The following is a 447-nucleotide window of genomic DNA, read 5'->3' on the forward strand; positions in this document are numbered from 1 at the left end:
TGTGTAGTTCGATAGCTGCATCGTCGAATGCGGCCGTCCGGTTCTTGACCTCGGTAGTGAGGACGTCGTCGAGTGGGACCGGATGCAGTTCCGGTTCTTCTTCGCCCGAAATCGCTTCTGCGATGTCGCGCGCGACTCTGGTGAGTTCGACCGCCCGCTGGCCAGCAGAGCGAATCCGCTCCAGTTTCTCTTCCTCTTCGCCGGTGGCCGTCTCCTCCAACGATTCGGCCCACCCGAGGATGATGTTCAGGTCGTTTCGGACGTCGTGACGGAGGATCCGATTCAGTAACTCCAGCTCTTCGCTCTGCTCTCGAAACGCTTGCTCCATCTCCTTGAGTTCGGTAATTTCGTGATTGATTGCGACGAAGCGTTCGATCTCTCCGTTCAGTCCGCGAATGGGCGCGACCGTTTGCACGACGACGTACTGTTCGCCGTTCTTGCGCTCGT

At 58.4% G+C, this 447-nt stretch carries 1 protein-coding gene; it reads right to left on the bottom strand.

The annotated features are described in order from the left end of the window. Window positions 1-328 (bottom strand): histidine kinase dimerization/phospho-acceptor domain-containing protein (locus DEQ92_RS22790; RefSeq protein WP_304999718.1); only part of this gene is annotated, 328 nt, incomplete at its 3' end. Window positions 329-447 lie beyond the last annotated feature (119 nt).

The sequence above is a fragment of the Haloferax sp. Atlit-6N genome (genome assembly GCF_003383195.1).
Lineage (GTDB): Archaea > Halobacteriota > Halobacteria > Halobacteriales > Haloferacaceae > Haloferax > Haloferax gibbonsii.